Origin of the sequence: Variovorax boronicumulans, assembly GCF_029892485.1 — a bacterium.
Taxonomy (GTDB): Bacteria; Pseudomonadota; Gammaproteobacteria; order Burkholderiales; family Burkholderiaceae_C; genus Variovorax; species Variovorax boronicumulans_B.
Genome location: NZ_JARXVG010000005.1, coordinates 469,512 through 491,839, shown reverse-complemented (window position 1 = coordinate 491,839; position 22,328 = coordinate 469,512). Strand labels below are relative to the sequence as shown.

Below are 22,328 nucleotides of genomic sequence, written 5' to 3'. Positions count from 1 at the left end.
CCGAGGTTCAGGGTGTTGACCTTGTTGGTCGTGCCAACGTAGTACTGGTCGCCAACGGTGCTGCTGCCATAAGCAATTGCAACGTCCAGCGGGCCGTTTGCGTAGCCGAAGCGGCCACCGACGTAACGGCCAGCGCGCGAGTTGTTCGCGACGTCAGGCGTAGCGGTACCCGGGCTGTACTTGGTCTTTTCGCTGAATGCGTACTGCAGTTGGCCGTAGAAACCACCCAGGTTCGGCGGCAGGAAGTAGCCGATGCTGTTGCTGGTGCGAACGTAGTTGCTGCCGAAAACGCTAGGAACGCCAGGAACCGGTGTAGCAGCCGCGCCGTTGAAAGCGTTGAAGCCGTTGTTGGCGGTGAAGATCAGGCTGGTGCCAACGCCGTTGGTGCCGAACGGATCGAACACGGTGTCGTTCCAGAACGTGGCGGTGTAGTCACGACCCAGACGCAGTTCACCGAAACCACCCGACAGGCTCACGGTCGAACGACGAGCGAACGTCGAAACACCGGTTTGGCCGTCGTCATTGCTGATCGGGGCTTCGAGCCAGAAGCTGGCTGCCAGGCCACCACCGAGGTCTTCCGTACCACGGAAGCCCAGACGGCTGGAGTTGTAGGCGCCGTTGGCCAGTTCGCGACGGCTTGCCTTGATGCTGCCCTTGTTCACGTAGAACGGGTTCAGGAAGGTGGCACCGTTCAGGTCACGCGAGGTGGACGAGTAGCCGCTGATCGACGCGTCGACCACACCGAAAAGCGTGACGGACGACTGAGCCGAGGCAACACCGGCAACAGCCAGGGCAGCCAGAGCAACTAGAGATTTTTTCATTGCAAGTTTCTCCAAGGTTAAACATAGGGCTCCGGTGCGAAGGGCTCACCGTGACTGGCACTTTGTGCTCCCACCGGACCCCGGGCCAACCTCCTTTTGGGAAGTTGTTGCTATTGCACCAGAGCCGCTGCGGCAGGGCAAAACAAATCGCCCGAAATCTCTGATGGCTCGGGCGTTTCGTTGCAGTCCTGCACCAAAGGACTTAGCCCACTGGTCGCACCACGATGCGGAACAAGAACGTAACTTTTTGCAGCCTTTCCGAGGTGCGTTCAAATAGGCGAATGACGCTCTTGCTTGACCCCGTCCTCGTCGCAACCGATGCTGCCCTGCGCACCCTTTTCGCCCGCCCTCATGCAACACGGGCGATGCCTGCCCCGTCCAAGGCCCCAGGCGAAATGGACGAAAAGGAGCGCCGCCATGCCGGTGCGCTGATGCGAGTCAACCATGTCGGGGAAGTCTGTGCACAGGCGCTTTACACGGCCCAGGCTGCCGTGGCACGCGATCCGGTCTTGCGCGCCCAATTTCTTGAAGCCGCGCACGAAGAGACGGATCACCTGGCCTGGACACGGCAACGCCTGGATGAACTGGGCGATCGACCTTCGCTGTTGAATCCGCTCTGGTATGCCGGGGCTTTCGGCCTTGGCCTCGTCGCGGGCCGCCTCGGGGACCCTTTGAGCCTGGGTTTCGTCGCGGAGACCGAACGCCAGGTGGAAGCTCATCTCGACAGCCATCTGGACCGGCTTCCGCGGCCCGACAGCGCCTCACGCGCCGTGGTCGAGCAAATGAAGCTCGACGAAGCGCGCCATGCGGCGCAGGCCGTCGATGCCGGTGCCACGGAACTCCCGCCGCCGGTCAAGGCCCTGATGCGTCTGGCCTCGCGCGTGATGACGACGGTAGCGCACCGTATCTGAAAGGCGTCCCGGCTTCAGGTTTCGACCAGGTCGAAGCTTGTAGTGATCTCGGCGGTCTTCGCCAGCATGATGCTGGCCGAGCAATAGGTCTCGTGGCTCAGCGCAATCGCGCGCTCCACCGCGGAGGCCGGAATTCCCTTGCCCGCCACGGTGAAATGCATGTGGATCTTGGTGAAGACCTTGGGATCCTTTTCCGCGCGCTCGCTGGTCAGCTTGACGCTGCAGCGCTCCACGCGATGACGGCCCCGCTTCAGGATCAGCACGACGTCGTAGGCCGTGCAGCCGCCCGTGCCCGCAAGCACCGTCTCCATCGGCCTCGCGGCAAGGTTCTGGCCGCCGTTCTCGGGCTTGGCCGCATCGGGGGCACCATCCATCATCAGGACGTGGCCGCTCCCGGTCTCGGCGACAAAGCCCATGGCCGAACGCGTTCCCGCGTCGCCTGTCCAACTCACTGTGCATTCCATGATTTCTCGGATTCCAGTCTGGATGCCTGGGCAAAAACGCACGTTGGCATCGATTTGTGTGTGAAAAGCGTCACTGGCTTGTTGCATCGCAACAAACAGTCGATATACTTTATTTCATCGCGCATACGTTTGCGCCAACGGTTGTCTCCTCCACCCTTCCAATTGGTGGATTTAGCCCCGAGCTGCAAGGCTCGGGGCTTTTTTCTTGCCGATCGGCCTGCACGACCCGTACGCCACTCTAGCTTTCGCCCCCCAAAGGGCAGTTGCTCTGGCTGCCCTGGCTGTCGCCGGTGTTGCCTCGGCTCAGTCGTCCGTCACGCTTTTCGGTGTGGTCGACGCGTCGATCAGCGGCTATTCGAACAAGTCGCGCGATTTCAACAACAGAAGCGCCAAAGTCAGCCAGCAGGCTCTGACCAATTCGGGCTACAACGGCAGCCGTCTGGGCTTCCGCGGCACCGAAGACCTCGGTGGCGGCCTGGCTGCCAGCTTCTGGCTCGAAGCGCCGATCAGCAACGACGATGGCGCCAAGGGCATTGCCGATTTCACGCGTCGTTCGACCGTGAGCCTGTCGGGCGGTTTCGGTGAAGTCCGCCTTGGCCGCGACTACACCCCGACCTTCTGGAACGACACCGTGTTCGACCCGTTCGGCACCAACGGCGTTGGCACCAACCTGATCAATACGGCCAGCGGGTACAACTTCCTCACGGCCGGCGCCAAGGATACGGGTGGCTTCGGCTTCAACTCGAACTACGCACGCGCAAGCAATTCGATCGGCTACTTCCTGCCGCCGAACCTGGGTGGCTTCTACGGTCAGCTGCAATACGCGCTGCACGAGAACGTGAAGACCGACGGGGTTCAGGACAGCCCGAGCAAGCGCGGCCGCTATGTGGGTGGCCGCTTCGGCTACGCCAACGGCCCCCTCGACGTGGCCGCTTCCTATGGCCAGAGCGATGCCGGCGACCTGGAGCTGACCTTCGTTGGCTCCGGACTCCCCAAAATCGTTGCCGCTCCGGTCGTGAAGACCGCCAACCTTGGCGCCTCCTACGACTTTGGCCCCGCGAAGATCTTTGGCGAGTATTCGCAAGCCAAGATGGAATACGACATCAAGTCGCCTTTCATCGTGAGCGGCGATTCCACCCTCAAGGGCTATCTGCTTGGCGTGACCGTGCCTGTCGGCCCGGGCTTGATCCGTGCCGCCTACTCCAGCGTCAAGTACGACATGGGCGACCATCTGTCGTACCTGTATGACGACGGAAAGGCCAACAAGCTGGCGCTTGGCTACGTGCACAACCTGTCGAAGCGCACGGCTCTGTACGCAACGATCGCTCGCGTGAGCAACAAGAACGGTGCAGCCCTCACGGTCGGCGGCCCGGCCTTCCCGTCCAATGTCGCGCCCAAGAACACCTCGACGGGCTACGACTTCGGCATCCGTCACGCTTTCTGATCGGGATACCACCCTCGATGCTGGCGTACGCCAGTTCGAATCGGCAAAGCCTCAAGCCGCCCGGTACAAGCCGGGCGGCTTTTTGCGCCTTCTCGGCGTCGTCGTCATTGCCTCCCTCAACTCGCTCGGCCCCGCCTGCTCTGCAGCAGCCCCACGTTCATCTCTCCGCTCAACACCGATGCGTAGAAACGCTCGACCATGTTGACGCTCGTGCGCGCGTTACGCGCCAAGGTCAGCATGTCGATCCCTTGTCCATACAACAGCCGCAACGTGATCGCGGTATGGCGCAGGCAGTAAAGCGTTCTGGATTGACCCAACGGCCCCTTCGCGAGTCCGACCTTCTCGAGCACCCAGTGAAAGAAGAAGTTGAGCACCGCCAGCGCGTGCTCCCGGTTCTTCAGGTGCGGCATGAAGATGTAGTCCTCGGCACCGCCATGGCCATGCTCGCCGCGATAAGCGAGCAAACATTCATAGACGCGCACGGCCGGACGCAAGCTCACGATGGGCTGACTGTGCCGCTTGGTCTCCGGCAGATTCATTCGCAGGTAGACGTGTTTGCCGCGCACGATTTCGATGTGCTTGTGCTTCATGAGCTTGATGTCGCTCGGACGAACGAAGGTGTTCACCATCCAGCGGATCAGCCAGGGCAGTTCGTCGGGCATCACGAGCAGTTCTCTCGCGATCCAGAAACGTTCTCCGGCCGACAACCGATCGAGCACCGGATGCGCATGCCCACGCAGATTGCGTGCGGCCGAAATGATCGTTCGGTATTCCGCAACGCTGAAGCTGCCGCGCGGCTGGCTGCGCACCTTCACCTTCGGAAATACGGGCGCCTCGCGCAGCACGCCAGTGTGCACGCCATGCATCACGACTTTGCGAAACAGCACCAAGTACTGCGCGATCGTCGTGCTGGTGAAACCTTGTTCGCCAAGGTGGTTGATCAGTCGCTGCGCATCGGATGTGGCAAGCGACTGAGCCGGCAGATGGCCCAGCAATGGAACGATGTGCGCACGCAATCTGTTGCCCATCACTTGCCAAGTCGCGCGTCCGATCTCTCCGCGCTGAACGCGCGCCGCTTCAGCTCGCATCAGTCCCTTCGAAAGGTCGCTGACAAGAACTGTTAACAAATTTTGTTCAAACGTAATTTCATTTGCAGGCGTATGAATTGCGGAATAGTTGCGCGCAAAAAAACCGGAATCATTGGCTGCTGGCACGCTATTGAAGAGGGTTATGACATTTGTGTCCATGTCATATCTCGCATGCAATCTCGATACCATTTATCATCACGGGTAAACAAACGAAAACTCCCTTGGAAAAAGCTACGCACACGGCATCTGTACCGGCGCAATTGAAGCCCGCCGACTATCTCAGAAAAATTCTCAACGCCCGGGTTTACGACGTCGCTGTCGAGTCCGCGCTCGAGAAGGCGCGCGCGCTCAGCGAGCGTCTTGGAAATACTGTTTTGCTCAAGCGCGAAGACCAGCAACCGGTATTCAGTTTCAAACTTCGCGGGGCATACAACAAGATGGCGAATTTGAGTGCCGCGCAATTGGCGAGCGGCGTGATCTGTGCATCGGCCGGCAACCACGCGCAGGGCGTTGCCCTCGGGGCGCGCAAGCTCGGCACTCGCGCGGTGATCGTCATGCCGGTGACCACGCCCAAATTGAAGATCGATGCCGTGCGCGGCTTCGGTGGCGAAATCGTTTTGCACGGCGACAGCTATTCAGATGCCTACCTGCATGCGCTCGAATTGCAGAAGCAGCAAAACCTGACCTTCGTCCACCCGTTCGACGATCCGGACGTCATCGCGGGCCAGGGCACCATCGCCATGGAGATCCTGCGGCAGCACCAGGGTCCGCTCGACGCAGTCTTCGTGGCCATCGGCGGCGGCGGCTTGATCTCCGGTGTCGCCAACTACATCAAGGCCGTGCGTCCCGAGATCAAGGTGATCGGTGTCCAGATGAACGACTCCGACGCGATGATGCAATCGGTCGCGGCACGCCAGCGCGTGAACTTGCCCGACGTGGGTTTGTTCTCCGACGGCACCGCCGTCAAGCTGGTCGGCGAGGAAACCTTCCGCATCGCCAGCGAACTGGTCGATGAATACATCGCCGTCGACACCGATGCGGTGTGCGCTGCCATCAAGGATGTGTTCGTCGACACGCGCAGCATCGTCGAGCCGGCCGGCGCATTGGCCGTGGCCGCAATCAAGCAGTACGTGGCCGGGCACGGCCGCCACGGCGAGACCTACGCGGCCATCCTGTGCGGCGCCAACATGAACTTCGACAGGCTCCGCTTCGTGGCCGAGCGCGCCGAGGTCGGCGAGGAGCGCGAGGCGCTGTTCGCCGTCACGATTCCCGAGGAGCGCGGCAGCTTCCGCCGCTTCTGCGAGCTGGTCAGCGAACTGCCCGCGGGCGAATCGGATTCAGGCGGGGGCGCACCGCGCAACGTGACGGAATTCAACTACCGCATCAGCGACGCGGCCAAGGCGCACGTGTTCGTCGGACTCACGACCTCCGCGCGCGGCGAGTCGGCCACCATCGCGCGCAACTTCAGCGACCACGGTTTCGACGCGCTCGACCTCACGCACGACGAGCTTGCCAAGGAGCACTTGCGGCATCTGGTCGGCGGACGCACCGGCCTTGCGCACGACGAGCGCCTACTGCGCTTCGTTTTCCCTGAGCGCCCCGGCGCGCTGCTCAAGTTCCTGAGCCTGATGCGGCCGAACTGGAACATCAGCCTGTTCCATTACCGCAACCAGGGCGCCGACTATGGCCGCATCCTGGTCGGGCTGCAGGTGCCTGCCGGCGATGCCGCGGCCTTCGACGCATTCCTCGAAAACCTGGGCTATCCCTACGTCGAGGAAACGGCCAACCCGGCGTACCGATTGTTCCTTCAGGCCTGAAGCGCCCCCTCGCGAACCCATGAAAAAACCGGCGCGCAGCCGGTTTTTTCATGGACGCGAGCATCAGGTTACTGTTGCGTTGGCGCCTGCCCTTGTGGCGGTTGCGGCGGCGCCGTGTCGGGCTGGGGTGCCGGCGGCGGCATCGCCATGGCGGGCATGGTGGAAGGCAACATCCCGGCCGACCGCGGCGCAGGCACCGGGGCAGGCGACACGCCGGAGATCGGCGGCGGCGGCAGCCCCATGCTGATCGGTGCACGCACCGGCAGTTGAAGCGAGAACGCCGGCGGTCCATCGACCTGCGCACCGAGCGTTGCCGCACGCACGCCCACCGACTGGAGCACATAGTTGTCGCCGACGCGCGTGCCGACACGGAACGGCTTGGGCGGCTTGCCGTCGATGGCGATCAGCGCAGCGCCCTGGTTCGACGGATCGGCCACCACACCCACCAGCGCGAAGCGGCTGGCCGCCTCGGGAGCTGCAGGCGCAGCCGTCTGCGCGGAGACCACGCCGAGCAACCGCCCGACCGCCTCGGCATCCGCGGTGACCGAAGGCCGCGGCATCGCCGCCGCCGCGGCCACGGCATCGGCCGGCGAGGACAGGCGCAAGGCCCAGAACACCGCGGCGCCAGCGGCCAGCGCCCAAAGCCCCGTTGTTGCAAATGGGGCATGCCAGCGGGCGGCGGAGTAAGGACTTGTCATGGGCGCGGATTATCATGCAGCGCGCTTTCCGAATCATGTCGCCCAACCTATGAACAAAATCCTTCGTGCCGCCTCCCGGACCGCCCAGCGCGGCTTCACGCTGATCGAACTGATGGTGGTGCTGGTCATCATCGGCGTGCTCGCCGCGCTGATCGTGCCGAACGTGATCGAGCGTGCCGACGACGCCCGCGTGACGGCCGCCCGCACCGACATCAACAACCTGATGCAGGCCCTGAAGCTCTACCGCCTGGACAACCAGCGCTACCCGACCGCCGAGCAGGGCCTGCAGTCGCTGCTGACCCGCCCGACCGTCGGCCCGGCCGCTCCAAACTGGAAGCCCTACGTCGAGAAGCTGCCCAACGACCCATGGGGCCATCCCTACCAGTACATGAACCCGGGCATCAAGGGCGAAATCGACGTGCTCTCGTTCGGCGCCGATGGACAGAACGGCGGCGAGGGCAAGAATGCCGACATCGGCAGCTGGCAATAGCAGCAACCGCTCGGCGCGCGGCTTCACGCTGCTCGAGCTGATCATCGTGATCGCGATCATCGCGATCGCCACCGCCAGTGTGAGCTTTGCGATGCGCGACAGCAGCGCCGCCAAGCTCGATCGCGAGGCCGACCGGCTCGCCGCCCTCCTCGAATCCGCCCGCGCGCAGTCGCGGGCCAGCGGCGTCGCCGTGCGATGGCGCCCCGTCGAAGGCAGCTTCGTCTTCGATGGCCTCCCGCCCGAGGGGCTGCCCGGCGGCTGGGTCGCCGAAGGCATCACCGCCCAGGCCGCGCTCGGCAACGGCACGCTGGTTCCCGCACTGCAACTGGGGCCCGACCCGATCATCGCGGCGCAGCAGATCACGCTCTATTCCGCCGGCCCGCCCGCGCGCGCACTGCGCATCGCCACCGACGGCCTGCGTCCCTTCACCGTCTTCCCCGTGCCATGAGATCGCGGCCCGCCCGGACGACTCGCGGCTTCACGCTGATCGAAGTGCTGATCGCGCTGGGCATCGTCGCGCTGGCGCTGGCCGCGGGCTCGCAGGCCACGATGTCGCTCACGCGCAATGCGCAGCGCCAGTCCGACCTTGTGCTGGCCGACCTGTGCGCCGAAAACGAACTCGCCAAGGCCCGCCTCGCAAGGCAGATGCCGGCCGTGGGCGACTCGGGCTCGATCTGCGTGCAGGCGGGCGCCTCGTTCAACGTGACGACCTCGACCGTGCCCACGCTCAACCCCAATTTCCGGCGCGTGGACGTGCAGGTGCGCGACGAAGCGGATTCGCCGATCCTGCGCATCTCGACCGTGGTGGGGCGGTTCTGATGCTCGCCCCCAGGCTTCGCGCACTTCGTGTCGCTTCTCCAACCCCCTGCCGGGGGCAACACCTGCGGCCGGGTAAAGCCCGTTCCGCGGTGTTCCACCGACGGACCCTGCTGCGTCGGCCATGGGGCTTCACGCTGATCGAACTGCTCGTCGCCATCTCGGTGATGGCCCTGCTCTCGCTCGTGAGTTGGCGCGGGCTGGACAGCATGTCGCGCGCCACCACGCAGAACCAGCAGCGCGCCGACGCCATCCTCACGCTGCAGGCCACGCTCGCCCAGTGGGGCGCCGACCTCGACGCCGTGACCTCGATCGCGCAGACCCGCCCCATCGACTGGGACGGCAACGTGCTGCGGCTCACACGCCGCGGCAGCGATCCGACGGCGCCCGCCATGCAGGTGGTGGCCTGGACCCTCAGGCCCGGCACCGAAGGCCCACGCTGGCAGCGCTGGCAGTCGCAGGCCTTCACCACGCGCGGCGAATGGCAGCAGGCCTGGAACCTCGCCGCCTCCTGGGCGCAGGACGGCGGAGCGCGGGGCGGCGGCTACAACGACGTCGTGCTGATCCCCGCCAGCAGCTGGCAGCTGTACTACTTCCGCGAGAACGCCTGGACGCCCGCGAGCTCGCTGCCCACGGCGCCCGCCAACCCGGCGAACCCGGCCAACCCCGCGGGCCCGATCGTCAACATGCCCGATGGCGTGCGCCTGGTGATCAGCCTGCCGCCGGGCGACGGGCTGTCGGGCACGCTCACGCGCGACTGGGTCAGGCCGACGGTGGGAGCGTCGCGGTCATGACGAAGCGCGTGCCTTCGTTCATGCGCCGCGCGCGCCGCCAGTCCGGCGCCGCACTGCTCGCGGCGATGCTGACGGTGATGCTCGTGGCCACCTTCTCCTCGGCCGCGCTATGGCAGCAATGGCGCGCGGCGGAAGTAGAAGGCGCCGAGCGTGCGCGCGTGCAGGCGGCCTGGGTCCTGATCGGCGCGCTCGACTGGTCGCGTCTGATCCTTGCCGAAGACGGCCGCGCCGGCGGCTCCGACAACCTGGGCGAGCCGTGGGCCGTGCCGCTCGAAGAGGCGCGGCTCACCAGCTTTCTCTCGGCCGAGAAAAACGTGGCGAGCGACAACCTCGAAGGCCTGCCCGACGCCTTTCTTTCGGGCCGCATCGTCGATGCCCAGTCCAGGCTCAACGTGCTGTCGCTGGTCGATGCAGGCAAGCCGGTGCCGGCCAGCGTCGCGACCTTCACCCGACTCTTCAACCTGCTGGGCCTGCCGGCGTCGGAGCTCAGCCTGATGACCACAGGGCTTGCCAGGGCGCTGTCCACCGGCACCGACGAAGCCTCTGCCGGCGACTCTGGCAATGCGCCATTGATGCCCCAGGAAGTCTCGCAACTGGTGTGGCTCGGGCTCTCGCCGGCGACCGCCAAGGCGCTCGAACCCTACGTGACCATCCTGCCGGTCAAGACCACCCTGAACCTCAACACCGCGAGCGCCGAGGCCATCAGCGCCAGCCTGGAATCGATGCCGATCGCCACCGCGCGCCAATTGGTGGAGCGGCGCACCCGCTCCTTCTTCAAGACCATCGACGAGGCCAATCAGGGACTGCCCAGCGGCGGCTCCCGCTTCAATGCGGCCCAGCACGGCGTGGGCACCCAGTACTTCGAGGTCTATGGGCGGCTGCGGCTGGACCGCACCTGGGTCGAGGAGCACTCGCTCCTGCAGCGCAACGGTGTCACCGTGACCACGGTCTGGCGCACCCGCGGCGCCGGCGCGACAACCACCCCGGCTAAACCCTGAGTGCCGTTGACATCCATGGATAAAAAAGCCTTATAACGCCCGTCACAACTGTCAACTATGCTATTCAAATAATAGCAATTGCCTGTCAGACACCCTCCTACAATCACCGGCTTTTCCGACCATCTCCATGACTCCGCTGTTGCTCATTGCCCCCCTGCCTCCGGCCGACGCCGCGGGCGAGTACGACTGGGCCCAGGCAGGCGACGACGGCATTGCTTTGCGCAACCAGGGCCGCGCGCTGTTGGCGCTGCTGCCCTCGGGCAACGAGGTCACGCTCGGCATTCCTTCGGCGGCGCTGTCGTGGCACCGCGTCACGCTGCCCAAGGGCAGCATGGGCAGCGCGTCGAAGCTGCGCCTGGTGCTCGACGGCCTGCTCGAAGAACACCTGCTCGACGATCCCGAGGCGCTGCACTTCGCGCTCGAACCCGATGCGAAGGCCGGTGGACCGGTGTGGGTGGCGGCATGCAATCGCATCTGGCTGCGCAGCATCGTGCAGGGGCTCGAAGCGGCCGGGCGCCGCGTGGTGCGCATCGTCCCCGAATTCGCCCCCCAGGCGGCCGACGGCCCGTCGCTGCTGCAGATCACCGGCGAACCCGAGGCCCCGCAGCTCACCGTGTGCGATGCCGAGGGCGTGGTCTCGCTGCCGCTGGCCGGCGCCGGGCTCGCGCTGTCGGGCAGCCTTCCGCTCGACACGGCCGTCATCACCACCGAGCCTGCGGTCGCGGAAGCGGCCGAGCACCTGCTCGAGCGCCGCGTGCCGATCGTGCAGGCGCCGCAGCGTTGGCTGAATGCCGCGCGCACGCCGTGGGAGCTCGCGCAGTTCGACCTCGCCGCCACGGGCCGCGCGCGCGCCGGCAAGAAGTTCGCCTCGGTGCTGCAGACGCTGCGCTACGCGCCCGAATGGCGCGCCGCGCGGTGGGGCGTCGTCGTGCTGCTGCTGACGCAGCTGATCGGCCTCAACGCCTGGGCCTGGAAGGAGCGCAACGCGCTCGATTCCAAGCGGCAGGCGGCCAAGACCATCCTCACGCAGACCTTTCCCTCGGTGAAGATCGTGATCGACCCGCAACTGCAGATGACGCGCGAAGTCGCGGCGCTGCAGCAGGCCGTGGGCGACGTGGCCGCGACCGATTTCGAACCCATGGTCGGCGCGCTCGCCACCAACCTTCCGCCCGGCCGCACGCCTTCGGCCGTCGATTACAACGGCGGCCAACTGCGCCTGCGCGGCCTCGGACTGCAGCCTTCGGAGATCTCGCAGATCACCGGCGCGATGGCGCCGCGCGGCTACAACGTGCGCACCGAAGGCGACCTGCTGCTGGTACAGGCCGAGGCCATCCGATGAACTTCAGCGAACAACTCAAGGCCCGCTGGGCCGCCCTCGCGATGCGCGAGCGCCAGATGGTCGGCGCGGCCATCGCGCTCGTGGCACTGGCCTTGCTCTGGTGGATCGCGCTCGCTCCCGCGCTGCGCACGCTGGCCGCGGCACCGGCCGAACACGCGCAGCTCGATGCGCAGCTGCAGCAGATGGCCACCTTGCAGAACCGCGCGAAGGCGCTGCAGTCGCAGCCCCGGCTCGCCCGTGACGAGGCGCTGCGCTCGCTCGAGACCTCGGTGCGCGAGGGCCTGGGCGTCAACAACGCGCAGCTCATGACGGCCGGCGGCGACGGCGCCACCGTCACGCTGCGCGCCACGCCCGCCAGCACGGTGGCCCAGTGGCTCGCGCAGGCGCGCGGCAATGCCCACGCGGTGCCGCGCGAAGTGCACCTGACGCGCGCACCCGCAGCCACGCCGGCCCCTGGCAGCAAGGATGCGCCGCAGCTCCCGCAGGTCCGCTGGGAGGGCACGGTCGTGATGGCATTGCCCGCCCCCCGATGAACAGCCCGGCATGGTGACGCGCGCCCCTCTTTCCGCGCTCTCCGGGCCCAGGCCGCGACGCGGCTGGCGCTGGGCCCTCGTCGGCATCGTGGTCGGCGCGGTGCTCGCGGTGGTGCTGTTCGCGCCCGCGCGCTGGCTCGCCTCGGCGCTGTCGAGCTGGAGCCAGGGCCGGCTGCTGCTGGTCAATCCGCGCGGCACGGTCTGGAACGGCACGGCAGCCGTGGTGTTCGCCAGCGGCGCAGGCGGCGCGCAGGCGGTTTCGCTGCCCGGCCTCCTGCACTGGCGCATGCGCCCGAGCTTCAGCGGCATCTTCGCCTCGCTCGACCTGCCCTGCTGCGCGGCGCGCCCGCTCGAACTCAAGGCCAGCCCGCGCGGCGGCGGCATGCAGCTCGACTGGCAGGACAGCCGATCGCGGTGGCCCGCCACGATGCTCACCGGCCTGGGTGCACCGTGGAACACGCTCAAGCTCGACGGTGCGCTCGATCTCTCCACCAAGGCCTTCTCGCTGCAGTGGGACGGCCCGGTGCTGCGCATCGCGGGCCACGCCACGCTCGACGCCACCGATGTTTCCTCCAGCCTGTCGACCCTGCGGCCGATGGGCAGCTACCGGCTCTCGCTCGAAGGCGGCAACAGCCCGACGCTCCTGCTGAGCACGCGCGAAGGCAGCCTGCAGCTCAACGGCAGCGGCAGCTGGAGCGGCACCTCCTTCCGCTTCAACGGCGAAGCCAGTGCCGCGGCCGGCCGCGAAGACGCTCTTTCCAATTTGTTGAACATCATCGGACGGCGCGACAACGCGCGTTCGATCATCACCCTGGGTTGACCATGATGAAGTCCCATCCCTCGTTCGGCCCGGTCGGCATGCGCGGCGCCCGCCTCGGCGCCGTCGCAATCGCGGCGCGCCTGCTGATCGCGGCGTCCTTCCTGCAGGTGCTGCCGCCTGCCTTCGCGCAGGGCGATGCGCCGCGGCGCGGGGAGCCGATCACGCTCAATTTCTCCAACGCCGACATCGAGGCCGTGGCGCGCACCATGGCGGTGGTCACCGGGCGCGACGTGGTGGTCGATCCGCGCGTGAAGGGCACGATGAACCTTGTGACCGACCGCGCGATCCAGCCGGCCGCGGCCTTCAACCAGTTCGCCTCCGCGCTGCGCCTGCAGGGCTTTGCGGTGGTGGAGGCCGACGGCCTCTACAAGGTGGTGCCCGAAGCCGATGCCAAGCTGCAGAGCAGCACGGTGAACACCTCGATCGGCGCGACCGCGTCCTCGGGCAGCAACCAGATCGTCACCCAGATCTTCCGGCTCAACTACGAGTCGCCCAACAGCCTGCTGCCGGTGCTGCGTCCGCTGATTCCGCCCAACAACACCATCAACGTGAACCCGGGCAACAACTCGCTGGTGATCACCGACTACGCCGACAACATGCGGCGGCTGGCGCGCATCATCGCGGCGCTCGATGTGCCGAATGCGTCGGACATCGAGATCATCCAGCTGAAGCACTCGGTCGCCAGCGACCTGCTGCCGCTGGTGCAGCGGCTGGTCGACGGCAGCGGCGCGGGAGCGGCACCGGGTGCTGCGCCGGGCGCGGTCGATGCATCGTTCCGCACCACGCTGCTGGCCGACCCACGCAGCAATTCGCTGATCCTGCGCGCGGCCAACCCGGCGCGCGCGCAGCTTGTGCGCACGCTGGTCGAGAAGCTAGACCGTCCACCTGCCGAAAGCAGCAACGGCGCAGCCGGCAACATCTACGTGGTCTACCTGAAGAACGCCGATGCGGTGCGCCTGGCAGCCACGCTGCGCGCCGCGATGGCGGCGAACCAGCTGGCCACGCCGGGCACCCCGGGTGCCGCGGGCGGCGGCGGCAGCCCCGCGCCGCAGCAAACCAGCTTCCAGCAAAACAACCAGGGCAACATGGGCGGCAGCGGCCAAAGCGGCTCGCCTGCCGCCAACGCGCCGCTCAACAACGCCAACCAGCCGTCGACCGGCGGCCAGATCCAGGCCGACCCGTCCACCAACTCGCTGATCATCACCGCCCCCGAGCCCCAGTACCGCCAGATGCGCGCCGTCATCGACAAGCTCGATGGCCGCCGCGCGCAGGTCATGATCGAGGCGCTGATCGTGGAGGTCAGCGCCAACAAGGCCGCCAACTTCGGCGTGCAGTGGCAAAGCGCGCTGGGCAACAACGCGGTCATCGGCACCAACTCCAGCCTCAACAGGAACAACATCCTGGCGCTGACCCAGGCGCTGGCCACCCGCAATGCCGCAGGCCTGGCCTCCTCGATCCAGCCGGGCCTGAACCTGGGCCTCGCCGGAAAGATCGGCGGCCAGTACATCCTGGGCGCGATCGCCAACTTCTTCAACAGCGACGGCGATGCCAACGTGCTCTCGACGCCCAACCTGCTGACGCTGGACAACGAAGAGGCCAAGATCATCATCGGCCAGAACGTGCCCTTCCCCACGGGCTCGTATGCGAGCACCTCGGGCTCGGTGGGCGTGAACCCGTTCACCACGGTGGAGCGCAAGGACGTGGGCCTGACCCTGCGCGTGCGCCCGACGATCAACGAGAACGGCACGGTGCGCATGACGATTTTCCAGGAGACCTCCACGGTCGACCAGAACTCGCTGGCCAACCCCAACGGCCCGACCACCAACAAGCGCTCGATCGAGTCGAGCGTGCTGGTGGAGGACGGCGGCCTGGTGATGCTGGGCGGGCTGCTGTCGGACACCTACAACAACAACATCGAGAAGATACCGCTGGCCGGGGACATCCCGGTGCTGGGCAACCTGTTCAAGAACGAGAACCGCACGCGCAACAAGAGCAACCTGATGATGTTCCTGCGCCCGGCGGTGATGCGCGACGGGGCCTCGACCGAGGCCTTCGCCTACGACCGCTACGACGAGATCCGCGGCCAGCAGCTGCAGGTGCAGCCCAACACCGACAACATCATGCTGCGCGGCGTGAACGCCGCACCGGTGCTGCCCGAAGCGGCGCTGCAGCGCTCGAACAACCGGGGCAACGGCAGCACCCGCATGGAAGGCACGCAGCTGATTCCGCCGCCCCAGCCGCTGGCCGATACGCGCAAGCTCGCACCCAGCCCGCTGCGCGGGGCGCTGCCGCCTACGGCCGATCCGGTCTCCTCGCGCGAAATGCCCTGATGTCCATGCGCTACCCGCTTCCCTACGCGTTCGCACGCAGCCAGCAACTCCTTCTCGAAGAAGCCGACGACGGCCGCTACACGCTATGGATGTCGAGCCATCCCGCGCGCAGCGCGGTCGGCGAAGTGGCGCGCAAGTACAGCGTGCAGGCCTTCGAAGTGCTGGCCGACGGCGCACTCGCTCAGCGCATCAGCGCAGCCTATTCGCAGGGCGAATCGAGCGCCGCCGCGGTGGTGAGCGAAGTGCAGAACGACGCCGACCTCTCGCGGATGATGCAGGAGCTGCCGGCGGTCGAAGACTTGCTGGCCAGCGCGGGCGACGCGCCCATCATCCGCATGCTCAACGCGCTGCTCACTCAGGCTGCGCGCGACGGCGCGAGCGACATCCACATCGAGCCCTATGAGCGCACCTCGTCCGTGCGCTTTCGCATCGACGGCACGCTGCGCGAGGTGGTGCAGCCCAATCGCGCGCTGCACGCGGCGCTGATCTCGCGCCTGAAGATCATGGCCGACCTCGACATCTCCGAGAAGCGGCTGCCGCAGGACGGGCGCATCAGCTTGCGCATCGGCACGCGCGCGGTCGACGTGCGCGTTTCCACGCTGCCGAGCGCGCACGGCGAACGCGCAGTGCTGCGCTTGCTGGACAAGAGCGAATCGAAGCTCACGCTCGAATCGGTGGGCATGCAGGGCGACACGCTGCAGCGCTTCGAAAAACTCATCACGCAGCCGCACGGCATCATCCTGGTGACCGGGCCGACCGGCTCGGGCAAGACCACCACGCTGTACGCCGCGCTGGCCCGGCTCGATGCGAGCCGCAGCAACATCATGACGGTGGAAGACCCCATCGAGTACGAGCTGCCGGGCGTGGGCCAGACGCAGATCAACGCGAAGATCGAGCTCACTTTCGCCAAGGCCCTGCGCGCCATCCTGCGGCAAGACCCGGACGTGATCATGATCGGCGAAATCCGCGATTTCGAAACCGCGCAGATCGCCATTCAGGCCTCGCTCACCGGTCACCTGGTGCTCGCCACGCTGCACACCAACGATTCGGTCAGCGCCGTCACGCGCCTGACCGACATGGGGGTCGAGCCTTTCCTTCTGAGCTCGTCGCTGCTGGGCGTGCTCGCGCAGCGCCTCGTGCGCAAGGTCTGCACGAGCTGCGGCGGCGCGGGCTGCGACGTCTGCGGCCAGACGGGCTACCAGGGCCGCACCGGCATCTTCGAATTGCTGGTGGCCGATGAGACCGTGCAGGGCCTCATCCACAGCAAGGCGGCCGAGAGCGAACTGCTCAAGGCCGGCGCCCGCGGCGGCCTGCGCCTGATGCGCGAAGACGGCGAACGGCTGGTGCAAGCCGGCATCACGTCGCGCGCAGAGCTGCTGCGCGTCACACGCGACTAGAGCCCAGCCTCGCCATGCCCGCCTATTCCTTCGAAGCCATCGATGCCAGCGGCCAGTCGCGCGAAGGCGTGCTCGAGGCCGACACCGCGCGCAGCGCCCGCAGCCTGCTGCGCGCGCAGGCGCTGATTCCGCTGTCGGTCACGCCGGTCGGCAGCGACCACATCAACGGCACCGGACAGCGCAGCGGCCTTTCCCGCTGGCTGGGCGGCGGCAAGCGGGTCTTCAATTCCACGGGCCTTGCCGTGTGGACGCGGCAGCTCGCGGGCCTCGTCTCGTCGGGCCTGCCGCTGGAACGCGCGCTCACGGCGCTCACCGACGAAGCCGAGTCAGAGCCGCAACGCAACCTCGTCGCCTCGCTGCGCGCCGAGGTCAACGCGGGCTCGCCCTTCGCGCGCGCGCTGTCGGCGCACTCGCGCGAGTTCTCGCCCATCTACACCGCGGTGATCGGTGCCGGCGAACAGAGCGGCAACCTCGGCCTCGTGCTCGACCGTCTGGCCGACGACCTGGAAGAACGCCAGGCGCTGCAGCAGAAGCTGATCGGCGCGGCGCTGTACCCGGCCATCGTCACGCTGGTGGCGATCGTGATCGTGATCTTCCTCGTGAGCTACGTGGTGCCGCAGGTGGCGCAGGTGTTCGCGGGCACCAAGCGCTCACTGCCTTTTCTCACCACCGTGATGCTGTCGCTGAGCGCGGGCGTGCGCAACTACGGCTGGTGGATGCTGGGCGGCGTGGTGCTCGTCGCCATCGGCGTGCGGCTGGCCTTGGCGCAGGAGGCCTTCCGCCTGAAATTCGATGCCGCATGGCTCAAGCTGCCGCTGGTCGGCAAGCTCGCGCGCGGCTACAACGCGGCGCGCTTCGCAAGCACGCTGGCCATGCTGGCAACGGCCGGTGTGCCGATCCTGCGCGCGCTGCAGGCCGCCTCCGAAACGCTGGGCAATCGCGCGATGCGTGCCGATGCGCTCGACGCGCTGGTGCTGGTGCGCGAAGGCGCGCCGCTCGCCTCGGCGCTCGCGCAGAAGAAGCGCTTTCCGGGCCTGGTCTCGATGTTCGCCCGCCTCGGCGAACAGACCGGCACGCTGCCGCTGATGCTGCAGCGCGCGGCCAACCAGCTCGGCGCCGAGGTGCAGCGCCGCGCGATGCATCTGGCGACCATCCTCGAGCCGCTGCTCATCGTCGCCATGGGCGGCGTGGTGATGCTGATCGTGCTGGCGGTGATGCTGCCGATCATCCAGCTGAACCAGTTCGTCAAATAGCGGAAGTCGCGCCATGGCCAATCGGAGCTACCTGTTCGCGAGCCCCTTCGTTCCGGGGCCGAACGCCGCAGGGAACGATCCGAAACAGCTCAAGGGCCTCTCGGAGTGCAACTACAACATCCCGCTGGTCTACCAGCTTCTGGTGTCCACGGACGTGCAGCTGTGCCGCTCGACGATCTGGACCAGCCTGGACGAACCCACCGCACTCGCGGGCCGCGCCGGCGCGGGCATCGACCGGCTCCACCAGTTCCTGTCCCGCATCGATCATCCTTCGGTCGCGCCGCTGCGCGACCAGGCACTGGACTTCCTGAACAGCCACGCCGACCGCAACGGCTACTTCGTGCTGGAGTGCGCCGAGATTTTCGACATGGGCGACGAGCCGCTGGGCGAACAGGCCGTGAGTTTGCTGCGCGACGTGCAGAACATCGACACCGAGATCGAAGCCGCCATCAGCCGGCTGGCTCCGCAGAAAAAGACCTTCTGGGACCGCATCTTCACGCCGTCTCAGGAGAGCATCGAGGCGCCCTTGCGCGAGTTGGGCCTGGGCTACTGGTCGGATACGCTCTACTACTCGCCCAACGACGCCTCCTGAACCTCCGCCCGCACGCCACCATGCCAGTCACTCTCGAAGACAAACTCGTGGTCGCGATCTCCTCGCGGGCCCTCTTCAACCTCGAGGAAGAAAACAGGATCTTCGAAGCCGGCGACAACGAGGGCTACATGAAACTGCAGCTCGACCGGCTCGACGTGCCGGCCGCACCGGGCATCGCGTACTCGCTGATCCGCAAGTTGCTGCGCTTCAACGACGACGGCGTGCAGCGCGTCGAGGTGGTGATCCTTTCGCGCAACGACCCGGTCTCGGGCATGCGCATCTTCAAGTCGAGCGCGGCGGCTGACATCAAGCTGCAGCGCGGCGTGTTCACGCAAGGCCGGCCACCCTTCGGGTACCTGCGCCCGCTGCGTGCGCACCTGTTCCTCTCTGTCAATGCACAGGACGTGCGCGAAGCGCTGGGCGCGGGCTTTCCGGCCGCGCGGGTGCTGGTCGAATCGGTGAAGGCCAGCGATGCCTGGCCCAACGAAGTGCGCATTGCCTTCGACGGCGACGCGGTGCTGTTCTCCGACGAGGCCGAGCGCGTGTTCCAGGCCGAAGGGCTCGATGCCTTCCAGGCGCACGAGCTCAGCAAGGCCGAGCTGCCGCTGCCCGAGGGCCCGTTCAAGCCGCTGCTGATGGCGCTGCACCGCCTGCAGATGGCGGGCAATGCGCAGATGCGCATCCGCACCGCGCTGGTCACCGCACGCAGCGCACCGGCGCACGAGCGCGCGATCCGCACGCTGATGAACTGGAACATCCGCGTCGATGAAGCGATGTTCCTCGGCGGCCTGCCCAAGGGCGAATTCCTGCGTGAGTTCGAGCCCGATTTCTTCTTCGACGACCAGACAGGTCATGTCGATGCGGCTTCGCGGCATGTGCCTGCGGGGCATGTGTCGAGCGGGATCAGCAACGAGGGCTGAGCCCCGCTTTCGCGCACTTCGGGTCGCTTCGCCACCCGCCTTGCAGGGGCAATACCTACGGCCCGCAAAGCCGGTTCTGCGGTATTCCTGGAACGAGTTTCCCGCTTTTTTTAAGGTTGGATTCGTGCGCCGTCACACGCACGACTTCGCTCTGTCATCGCGCATTCATTGCCGCGTAACGCGCGCTTCTTAGCCTCGCTGTCTGTTCGGTGCGCAGTGCCTTCGTGGCACTTTTTCTTGCCGCACCGGCGTCCATCCCTCCGACACACAGCCCCGGCTTACTCCGATGCGCCCGACCCCAAACATGCGAATTCCATCTCTTGCCGCGCGTCTCGCGCCCTTGCTTTCCACGCTGGTCGTGGCATGCGTCCTGTCCGCCTGCGGTGGCGGCAGCGATGGCGGCGGCTTCTTCGGCGGCCTGCCTGGCGCCGGCACGCCGCCCACCACCCCGCCGACAACGCCCCCGCCCGAAACCGGCGTCGCCCCCGTGAAGAGCTGCGCGCCCTGAAAGAGAAAGCTCACGCCATGAACCAGAACGACAAGCCCACGAACTCGCGCCGCAAATTTCTGACGGGCACCGCCACCACCGGCGCTGCCGCGCTCGCGCTCTCGGCCTTTCCGCCCGCCATTCGCCGCGCGCTCGCCATTCCGGCCAACAACAAGACCGGCACCATCCAGGACGTCGAGCACATCGTGATCCTGATGCAGGAGAACCGCTCGTTCGACCACTACTTCGGCACGCTGATGGGCGTGCGCGGCTTCGGCGATCGCTTCACCATTCCGCTGCCCAAGGGCCTGAACGTGTGGCAGCAGAGCGATGCCACCGGCAAGCCGATCCTGCCCTACCACCTGGACAGCCGCAAAGGCAACGCGCAGCGCGTGAGCGGCACGCCGCACTCCTGGAGCGACGGCCAGAACGCCTGGGACGGTGGGCGCACCTACCAGTGGCCGCGCTACAAGACCAACGCGGCCATGGGCTACTACAAGGAAGCCGAGGTCGCCTTCCAGTTCGCGCTGGCCAACGCGTTCACGCTGTGCGACGACTACCACTGCAGCATGCACACGGGCACCAACTCGAACCGCATGTTCCTTTGGACCGGCACCAACGGCCCCGGCGGCCAGCTGGGCAGCGGCGTGGCCGGCGTGGCCGGCGTGGCCGGCGTGGCCGGCGTGGCCGGCGTGGCCACGGTCAACAACGAGTGGGACTCCATCGACAGCTCGGCCACCGGCTACGAATGGAAGACCTACCCAGAGCGCCTGCAGGAAGCCAAGGTCAGCTGGATCGTCTACCAGAACATGCCGGAGAACTTCGGCGACAACCCGCTCGCGGGCTTCAAGCAATACCGCCTGGCCAACGAGGCTTCGGGCAAGCCGGTGAGCAACGATGCGGCCTCGCCGGTGTACGACCCCGCGAGCGACGATGCGGGCAATCCGCTCTACAAGGGCATCGCCAACACCATGGGCGACGGCGGTTTCCTCGAACAGTTCCGCCAGGACATCAAGAACGGCAAGCTGCCGCAGGTGTCGTGGATCATCGCGCCGGCCACCTACTCCGAGCATCCCGGCCCGTCCAGCCCTGTGCAGGGCGGCTGGTACATCCAGGAAGCGCTGGACGCGCTCACCGCCGTGCCCGACGTGTGGAGCAAGACCGTGCTGCTCATCAACTTCGACGAGAACGACGGCTACTTCGACCACTACCCCTCGCCGGCGGCGCCCTCGATCAACCCCGACGGTTCGATGGCCGGCAAGACCACGCTGCCCGAGGCCGACCTCGCCGTGGAGCGCTTCAACCATCCGAAGCCACCGGGCACCAGCAGCCAGCCGACGCCCGATGGCCGTGTCTACGGCCCCGGCGTGCGCGTGCCGATGTACATCGTCTCGCCGTGGAGCCGCGGCGGCTGGGTCAACTCGCAGGCCTTCGACCACACCTCGGTCATCCGCTTCATCGAGGCGCGCTTCGGCGTGAAGGAGCCGAACATCTCGCCGTTCCGGCGTGCGGTGTGCGGCGACCTCACCAGCGCCTTCAACTTCGTCACGCCCAACACCGAGACGCTGCCCACGCTCGCCGGCCGCACGACCCGCACCGCCGCCGACAAGACGCGCAGCGACCAGGAGGCGCTGGCACAGGTGCCGCTGCCGCTCGATCCACAACTGCCGCGCCAGGCCACCGGCACGCGCCCCTCGCGCGCGCTGCCCTATGAACTGCATGTGAGCGCGCGCGCCGATTCGGTCAGCGGCAAGATCCAGCTGCTGTTCAAGAACAGCGGCAAGGGCGCGGCCGTGTTCCACGTCTACGACAAGCTCAACCTCGACCGCCTGCCGCGCCGCTACATGGTGGAACCCGGCAAGTCGCTGGACGACGCCTGGAGCCCGATGACCGACAACAGCGGCTTCTACGACCTCTGGGTGCTCGGGCCGAATGGCTTTCACCGCTACTTCAAGGGCGACCTCAACGCGCTGCGCACGAGCGGCGCGAATCCCGAGGTGCGCGTCTGCTACGACACTGCCAACGGCAACGTCTATCTGGAGATGCTCAATGCCGGCACGAACCCCGCCAAGTTCACGGTGCGTGCCAAGGCCTATCGCAACGACGGCCCCTGGGGTGCCACCGTCGCCGGCGGCGCCAAGGCCGAGCAGCTGTGGGTGCTGGCGAGCAGCGGCCAGTGGTACGACTTCGCGGTCACTTGCGATGCCGACCCGGCCTACTACCGCCGCTTTGCGGGCCGCGTGGAAAACGGCAAGCACACGGTGAGCGATCCCGCCATGGGCCTGGCCGATCTGTGAGTGCTGCACCGACCACAGC

Annotated in this window: 22 protein-coding genes; 18 read left to right on the top strand and 4 right to left on the bottom strand. The window is 66.7% G+C overall.

Going from position 1 to position 22,328, the window contains the following annotated elements; all coding sequences use genetic code 11:
* The coding region (locus M2282_RS15180) for a porin (RefSeq protein ID WP_280809601.1) at window positions 1-821 on the bottom strand (821 nt) is incomplete at its 3' end.
* Window positions 822-1,102: 281 nt separating this feature from the next.
* Here M2282_RS15180 and coq7 point away from each other — a divergent pair.
* Window positions 1,103-1,732, top strand: coding sequence for a 2-polyprenyl-3-methyl-6-methoxy-1,4-benzoquinone monooxygenase (gene coq7, locus M2282_RS15175; RefSeq protein WP_280809600.1), 630 nt, complete (start codon window positions 1,103-1,105; stop codon window positions 1,730-1,732).
* Window positions 1,733-1,746: 14 nt separating this feature from the next.
* Here coq7 and M2282_RS15170 read toward each other — a convergent pair whose 3' ends face one another.
* Window positions 1,747-2,196, bottom strand: coding sequence for an OsmC family protein (locus M2282_RS15170; protein ID WP_126469846.1), 450 nt, complete (start codon window positions 2,194-2,196; stop codon window positions 1,747-1,749).
* Window positions 2,197-2,464: 268 nt separating this feature from the next.
* On the opposite strand from M2282_RS15170, the gene M2282_RS15165 reads away from it, so the two are divergent.
* Entirely contained in the window at window positions 2,465-3,640 is a 1,176-nt protein-coding gene (locus M2282_RS15165) for a porin (RefSeq protein ID WP_280809617.1), read from the top strand.
* Between the two features lie 116 nt (window positions 3,641-3,756).
* On the opposite strand, the gene M2282_RS15160 is transcribed toward M2282_RS15165, so the two are convergent.
* Complete coding sequence (locus M2282_RS15160) at window positions 3,757-4,887, bottom strand: hypothetical protein (protein WP_280809599.1); 1,131 nt, start codon at window positions 4,885-4,887, stop codon at window positions 3,757-3,759.
* Window positions 4,888-4,949: 62 nt separating this feature from the next.
* On the opposite strand from M2282_RS15160, the gene ilvA reads away from it, so the two are divergent.
* A complete protein-coding gene (gene ilvA / locus M2282_RS15155) occupies window positions 4,950-6,545 on the top strand; it encodes a threonine ammonia-lyase, biosynthetic (protein ID WP_280809598.1) in 1,596 nt (531 codons plus the stop codon).
* A 68-nt stretch (window positions 6,546-6,613) separates the two neighbouring features.
* Here the strand turns inward: ilvA and M2282_RS15150 are convergent, their stop codons facing one another.
* Window positions 6,614-7,243 carry a type II secretion system protein N gene (locus M2282_RS15150; RefSeq protein WP_280809597.1) on the bottom strand — a complete coding sequence of 210 codons (630 nt, stop codon included), beginning with the start codon at window positions 7,241-7,243 and terminating at the stop codon, window positions 6,614-6,616.
* 49 nt (window positions 7,244-7,292) lie between these two features.
* On the opposite strand from M2282_RS15150, the gene gspG reads away from it, so the two are divergent.
* The 15 genes from gspG to M2282_RS15075 all read left to right on the top strand — a co-directional run bounded on the left by gspG (window position 7,293) and on the right by M2282_RS15075 (window position 22,309).
* On the top strand, window positions 7,293-7,733 hold the full coding sequence (gspG, locus tag M2282_RS15145; RefSeq protein ID WP_280809596.1) for a type II secretion system major pseudopilin GspG: 441 nt from the start codon (window positions 7,293-7,295) through the stop codon (window positions 7,731-7,733).
* On the top strand, window positions 7,708-8,181 hold the full coding sequence (locus M2282_RS15140) for a GspH/FimT family pseudopilin (RefSeq protein WP_280809595.1): 474 nt from the start codon (window positions 7,708-7,710) through the stop codon (window positions 8,179-8,181). The genes gspG and M2282_RS15140 overlap by 26 nt, the downstream gene beginning before the upstream one ends.
* On the top strand, window positions 8,178-8,552 hold the full coding sequence (gene gspI / locus M2282_RS15135; protein WP_280809594.1) for a type II secretion system minor pseudopilin GspI: 375 nt from the start codon (window positions 8,178-8,180) through the stop codon (window positions 8,550-8,552). Before M2282_RS15140 ends, gspI begins: the two co-directional genes overlap by 4 nt.
* An 89-nt stretch (window positions 8,553-8,641) precedes the next feature.
* Window positions 8,642-9,343 carry a PulJ/GspJ family protein gene (locus M2282_RS15130; RefSeq protein ID WP_280809593.1) on the top strand — a complete coding sequence of 234 codons (702 nt, stop codon included), beginning with the start codon at window positions 8,642-8,644 and terminating at the stop codon, window positions 9,341-9,343.
* Complete coding sequence (gene gspK, locus M2282_RS15125) at window positions 9,340-10,341, top strand: type II secretion system minor pseudopilin GspK (protein WP_280809592.1); 1,002 nt, start codon at window positions 9,340-9,342, stop codon at window positions 10,339-10,341. Before M2282_RS15130 ends, gspK begins: the two co-directional genes overlap by 4 nt.
* Before the next feature lie 127 nt (window positions 10,342-10,468).
* Complete coding sequence (gene gspL, locus M2282_RS15120; protein ID WP_280809591.1) at window positions 10,469-11,680, top strand: type II secretion system protein GspL; 1,212 nt, start codon at window positions 10,469-10,471, stop codon at window positions 11,678-11,680.
* On the top strand, window positions 11,677-12,213 hold the full coding sequence (gene gspM / locus M2282_RS15115; RefSeq protein WP_280809590.1) for a type II secretion system protein GspM: 537 nt from the start codon (window positions 11,677-11,679) through the stop codon (window positions 12,211-12,213). The genes gspL and gspM overlap by 4 nt, the downstream gene beginning before the upstream one ends.
* 10 nt (window positions 12,214-12,223) lie before the next feature.
* The gene (gspN, locus tag M2282_RS15110; RefSeq protein ID WP_280809589.1) at window positions 12,224-13,033 is read left to right on the top strand and encodes a type II secretion system protein N; all 810 of its coding nucleotides are present in this window, start codon (window positions 12,224-12,226) and stop codon (window positions 13,031-13,033) included.
* Window positions 13,034-13,035: 2 nt separating this feature from the next.
* Entirely contained in the window at window positions 13,036-15,363 is a 2,328-nt protein-coding gene (gspD, locus tag M2282_RS15105; RefSeq protein WP_280809588.1) for a type II secretion system secretin GspD, read from the top strand.
* A 5-nt stretch (window positions 15,364-15,368) separates the two neighbouring features.
* Window positions 15,369-16,760 carry a GspE/PulE family protein gene (locus tag M2282_RS15100; protein ID WP_280809616.1) on the top strand — a complete coding sequence of 464 codons (1,392 nt, stop codon included), beginning with the start codon at window positions 15,369-15,371 and terminating at the stop codon, window positions 16,758-16,760.
* A gap of 14 nt (window positions 16,761-16,774) precedes the next feature.
* Window positions 16,775-18,013 carry a type II secretion system inner membrane protein GspF gene (gene gspF, locus M2282_RS15095; protein ID WP_280809587.1) on the top strand — a complete coding sequence of 413 codons (1,239 nt, stop codon included), beginning with the start codon at window positions 16,775-16,777 and terminating at the stop codon, window positions 18,011-18,013.
* Window positions 18,014-18,026: 13 nt separating this feature from the next.
* Complete coding sequence (locus tag M2282_RS15090; protein ID WP_280809586.1) at window positions 18,027-18,605, top strand: hypothetical protein; 579 nt, start codon at window positions 18,027-18,029, stop codon at window positions 18,603-18,605.
* A gap of 20 nt (window positions 18,606-18,625) precedes the next feature.
* Entirely contained in the window at window positions 18,626-19,525 is a 900-nt protein-coding gene (locus tag M2282_RS15085) for a 5'-nucleotidase (protein WP_280809585.1), read from the top strand.
* Window positions 19,526-19,829: 304 nt separating this feature from the next.
* A complete protein-coding gene (locus M2282_RS15080) occupies window positions 19,830-20,033 on the top strand; it encodes a hypothetical protein (protein ID WP_280809584.1) in 204 nt (67 codons plus the stop codon).
* 17 nt (window positions 20,034-20,050) lie between these two features.
* The gene (locus M2282_RS15075) at window positions 20,051-22,309 is read left to right on the top strand and encodes a phosphocholine-specific phospholipase C (RefSeq protein ID WP_280809583.1); all 2,259 of its coding nucleotides are present in this window, start codon (window positions 20,051-20,053) and stop codon (window positions 22,307-22,309) included.
* The last annotated feature ends 19 nt before the right edge of the window (window positions 22,310-22,328 follow it).

Bases quoted from the DNA above. Each gene is read 5' to 3' on its own strand.
- coq7 (WP_280809600.1), top strand. From the start codon at position 1,103: ATGACGCTCTTGCTTGACCCCGTCCTCGTCGCAACCGATGCTGCCCTG.
- M2282_RS15170 (WP_126469846.1), bottom strand. From the start codon at position 2,196: ATGGAATGCACAGTGAGTTGGACAGGCGACGCGGGAACGCGTTCGGCC.
- M2282_RS15160 (WP_280809599.1), bottom strand. From the start codon at position 4,887: ATGGACACAAATGTCATAACCCTCTTCAATAGCGTGCCAGCAGCCAAT.
- M2282_RS15150 (WP_280809597.1), bottom strand. From the start codon at position 7,243: ATGACAAGTCCTTACTCCGCCGCCCGCTGGCATGCCCCATTTGCAACA.
- gspG (WP_280809596.1), top strand. From the start codon at position 7,293: ATGAACAAAATCCTTCGTGCCGCCTCCCGGACCGCCCAGCGCGGCTTC.
- M2282_RS15140 (WP_280809595.1), top strand. From the start codon at position 7,708: ATGCCGACATCGGCAGCTGGCAATAGCAGCAACCGCTCGGCGCGCGGC.
- gspI (WP_280809594.1), top strand. From the start codon at position 8,178: ATGAGATCGCGGCCCGCCCGGACGACTCGCGGCTTCACGCTGATCGAA.
- gspK (WP_280809592.1), top strand. From the start codon at position 9,340: ATGACGAAGCGCGTGCCTTCGTTCATGCGCCGCGCGCGCCGCCAGTCC.
- gspL (WP_280809591.1), top strand. From the start codon at position 10,469: ATGACTCCGCTGTTGCTCATTGCCCCCCTGCCTCCGGCCGACGCCGCG.
- gspM (WP_280809590.1), top strand. From the start codon at position 11,677: ATGAACTTCAGCGAACAACTCAAGGCCCGCTGGGCCGCCCTCGCGATG.
- gspN (WP_280809589.1), top strand. From the start codon at position 12,224: ATGGTGACGCGCGCCCCTCTTTCCGCGCTCTCCGGGCCCAGGCCGCGA.
- gspD (WP_280809588.1), top strand. From the start codon at position 13,036: ATGATGAAGTCCCATCCCTCGTTCGGCCCGGTCGGCATGCGCGGCGCC.
- M2282_RS15100 (WP_280809616.1), top strand. From the start codon at position 15,369: ATGCGCTACCCGCTTCCCTACGCGTTCGCACGCAGCCAGCAACTCCTT.
- gspF (WP_280809587.1), top strand. From the start codon at position 16,775: ATGCCCGCCTATTCCTTCGAAGCCATCGATGCCAGCGGCCAGTCGCGC.
- M2282_RS15090 (WP_280809586.1), top strand. From the start codon at position 18,027: ATGGCCAATCGGAGCTACCTGTTCGCGAGCCCCTTCGTTCCGGGGCCG.
- M2282_RS15085 (WP_280809585.1), top strand. From the start codon at position 18,626: ATGCCAGTCACTCTCGAAGACAAACTCGTGGTCGCGATCTCCTCGCGG.
- M2282_RS15080 (WP_280809584.1), top strand. From the start codon at position 19,830: ATGCGAATTCCATCTCTTGCCGCGCGTCTCGCGCCCTTGCTTTCCACG.
- M2282_RS15075 (WP_280809583.1), top strand. From the start codon at position 20,051: ATGAACCAGAACGACAAGCCCACGAACTCGCGCCGCAAATTTCTGACG.